This window comes from Candidatus Pelagibacter communis, assembly GCF_001180185.1.
Taxonomy (GTDB): domain Bacteria; phylum Pseudomonadota; class Alphaproteobacteria; order Pelagibacterales; family Pelagibacteraceae; genus Pelagibacter; species Pelagibacter ubique_F.
The window spans coordinates 1-3,123 of sequence record NZ_CVSS01000046.1; the positions used below are offsets into that span (position 1 = coordinate 1).

Annotated in this window: 2 protein-coding genes and 2 pseudogenes; all 4 read left to right on the top strand. The window is 31.7% G+C overall.

Translation table 11 applies throughout. The annotated features are described in order from the left end of the window. Positions 1-48: 48 nt before the first annotated feature. Positions 49-1,542, top strand: a pseudogene (infB, locus tag AMN95_RS04005) (translation initiation factor IF-2); the annotation flags it as partial. Next, positions 1,542-1,910 carry a 30S ribosome-binding factor RbfA gene (gene rbfA / locus AMN95_RS04010; protein ID WP_075522688.1) on the top strand — a complete coding sequence of 123 codons (369 nt, stop codon included), beginning with the start codon at positions 1,542-1,544 and terminating at the stop codon, positions 1,908-1,910. The pseudogene infB and the gene rbfA, both read left to right, overlap by 1 nt. An 11-nt stretch (positions 1,911-1,921) precedes the next feature. Further along, positions 1,922-2,170: a 30S ribosomal protein S15 gene (gene rpsO, locus AMN95_RS04015; RefSeq protein ID WP_075522689.1), complete on the top strand. Its 249-nt coding sequence runs from the start codon at positions 1,922-1,924 to the stop codon at positions 2,168-2,170. 57 nt (positions 2,171-2,227) lie between these two features. Continuing rightward, a pseudogene (locus AMN95_RS04020) lies at positions 2,228-3,070 on the top strand (polyribonucleotide nucleotidyltransferase); the annotation flags it as partial. Positions 3,071-3,123 lie beyond the last annotated feature (53 nt).

The following is a 3,123-nucleotide window of genomic DNA, read 5'->3' on the forward strand; positions in this document are numbered from 1 at the left end:
AAGGAGGTGCCTCATTAATATTTTTTCCTTTATCATTAATGATAGCTCTCACAGACCCCCATTGTAACTGTTATGGGGCATGTAGATCATGGAAAAACATCAGTGCTTGATGTTTTAAGGAGTGCAAATGTTGTATCAGGGGAATTTGGAGGTATTACTCAACATATCGGAGCGTATCAAATAGAGAGCCATTCAAATAAATTAACATTCATCGATACCCCTGGTCACGCTGCATTTACAGAAATGAGAGCTCGAGGAACTCAACTTACAGATGTTGTAGTTTTAGTTGTTGCCGCAGACGACGGAGTAAAGCCTCAAACAATAGAGTCAATTAAACATGCTAAAGCTGCAAATGTTCCAATAGTTGTTGCAATCAATAAATGTGATTTACCTGAGGCGGATCCACAAAAAATCAAAAATCAATTACTTGAATATGAATTAATTGCAGAGGACTTATCAGGAGATACTTTGATGGTTGAAATCTCAGCTAAAACAAAATTAAATTTAGAAAAATTAGTTGAGTCGATTTTACTTCAGGCTGAAATTTTAGATTTAAAGACTGATTTTGAATCTAAAGCAACAGGAGTTGTTTTAGAGTCCAAAATTGATGTTGGAAGAGGTCCAGTTGCTAATATAATTGTAACTACAGGAACTCTTAAAAAAGGTGACTTTTTCGTAAGTGGTTTAAAATGGGGAAAAGTGAGAGCTATCATTAATGATAAAGGAAAAAATATTAATGAGGCACCTCCTTCAACACCTGTAGAAATTTTAGGTATAAATGGTGCTGCAAAAGCCGGAGATGATTTTATTGTATTAGATAATGAAAAAGAGGCAAAATTGTTAAGTGAAAGTAGAGCAGAAGAAGCAAAAGTAGGAAAAAATCCACTATCATTTGCAACTCAAGAGTCTGCATTTTCTAGTAAATCTGCAGAGGAATTAAACTTAATTATTAAATCAGATGTACATGGATCATCAGAAGCTATAAAAAATGCAATCAGTCAAATTAAACATGAGGAAGTAAAACCAAAGATTATTTTAGCTGATATCGGAATGGTTACTGAAACAGATGTGACTTTAGCAAAAGCCTCAAATGCTGTTTTAATCGCTTTTAATGTAAAACCTAGTAAAGAAGCTAAAAAGCTTGCAGAAAACGAAGGTATAAAAATTTCGTCGTATAATATAATTTATGAGGTTTTAGATTATATTAAAAAAAGAATGTCTGGATTACTAATGCCAGATGTTAAAGAAAATATTTCAGGTAATGCAGAAGTTCTTCAAATTTTTAAAGTATCAGGTGCAGGAAAGGTAGCAGGTTGTAAAATAACAGAGGGAGAGATAAATAGTACCTCAGATGTAAGATTAATAAGGGATGGAAATATAATTTATACTGGAAAAGTGAGTACTATATTTAGAGAAAAAAATCAGGTAAAAAATGTTAGCAATGGTCAAGAGTGCGGAATTACGATAAAAGATTATATGGATTATCAAAAAGGTGACATAATAGAGGCTTTTAATATAACTTCAAAAGAGAGAACAATATAATGGCCGATAGAATAGGCAAACCAGTTTCTCAGAGACAACTAAGAGTTGGAGAGATGATTAAACAATCTTTAAGTATGATATTTATAAAAAATGAGGCAAAAGTGCCAAATTTAGAAACAAATATGATTACAGTTACAGAAGTTAAAATGAGTCAAGATTTAAAGATAGCAAAGGCATATGTAATGCCGTTAGGTGGAAAAGATGCAGACGAGGTTATTAATAAACTTAAAGATTACTCATTTTTGATAAGAAAAATACTATCAAAGAAAGTATTTATGAAATTTTTACCAAAATTACTTTTTAGAAAAGATGAGTCTTTTGAGTATGCAGAAAAAATAGAAAACTTGATAAAACAAACAAACAAATAGGAAATAATTATATGAATATAAAAGCAAAAGAGCTAGCAATTCATGAAAAAGATACTGGTTCATCAGAAATTCAAATTGCACTTTTAACTGAAAAAATTGAAACACTCTCAAAGCATATTAAGCAGTTCAAAAAAGATAAACATTCCTCAGTTGGATTATTGAGAGCGGTTAATAGAAGAAAAAAATTATTAGATTATCTTAAAAGAAATAAGATGGATTCTTACAAAAATGTACTGTCGAAATTGAATTTAAGAAAATAGAAGTCAAGTTGGCTAGAACGGAATGGAACGAAACGAACGAAACGAAATGGAAATGAAATGTTTAAAGTATATAAGAAGGAAATTGAAGTAGCAGGAAAAAAGATAAGTTTAGAAACAGGAAAGATAGCGAGACAGGCAGATGGCGCAATAATAGCAAGATGTGGCGAGACGGTAGTTTTAGCAACAGTAGTAGGAGCAAAAAAAGTAAATCCTGATGTGGATTACTTTCCATTGTCAGTTAATTACCAAGAAAAATATTATGCGGCTGGAAAAATTCCAGGTGGATATTTCAAAAGAGAAGCAAGACCAACTGAAAGTGAAACATTAATCTCTAGATTAATTGATAGACCAATCAGACCATTGTTTCCTGATGAATTTAAAAATGAAGTTCAGTTATTACCAACTGTAATTTCATATGATAAAGAAAATGAAGCAGATATTTTATCAATTACAGCTTCATCAGCAGCATTAGCTATATCGGGAATGCCATTTATGGGTCCTGTTGGAGCGTCTAGGGTTGGATATATTGATGGAAAATATGTTTTAAATCCATCTAAAACAGAATTAGAAAAATCAAAATTAGACTTAGTTGTAGCAGGTACAAAAGATGCTGTGCTTATGGTTGAGTCTGAGGCAAGCGGTTTAACAGAGGAAGAAATGTTAAATGCAGTTAAATTTGGTCATGAAGGTTTTGTTCCAGTAATTGGAATGATAGAGGAACTTGCAAAAGAGTGCAGAAAACCTGAATGGACTATTGAAAAGAAAGACTTATCTGAAGTTAAGAAAAAACTTGAGACAACTTTTACTGAAGATCTTAAGAAAGCTTTTGGAACTAGAGATAAACAAGATAGATCAAATCAAATATCAGAAATCACAGATAAGGCTAAAAAGCTTTTTTCTTTTTAATAATTTCTTCTGCTTTTTCCTCTCTAATAGGGTTATGTCCAAATTCT

Excerpts from the sequence above, each read along its gene's own strand:
- rpsO (WP_075522689.1), top strand. The coding sequence starts at position 1,922 with ATGAATATAAAAGCAAAAGAGCTAGCAATTCATGAAAAAGATACTGGT.
- rbfA (WP_075522688.1), top strand. The coding sequence starts at position 1,542 with ATGGCCGATAGAATAGGCAAACCAGTTTCTCAGAGACAACTAAGAGTT.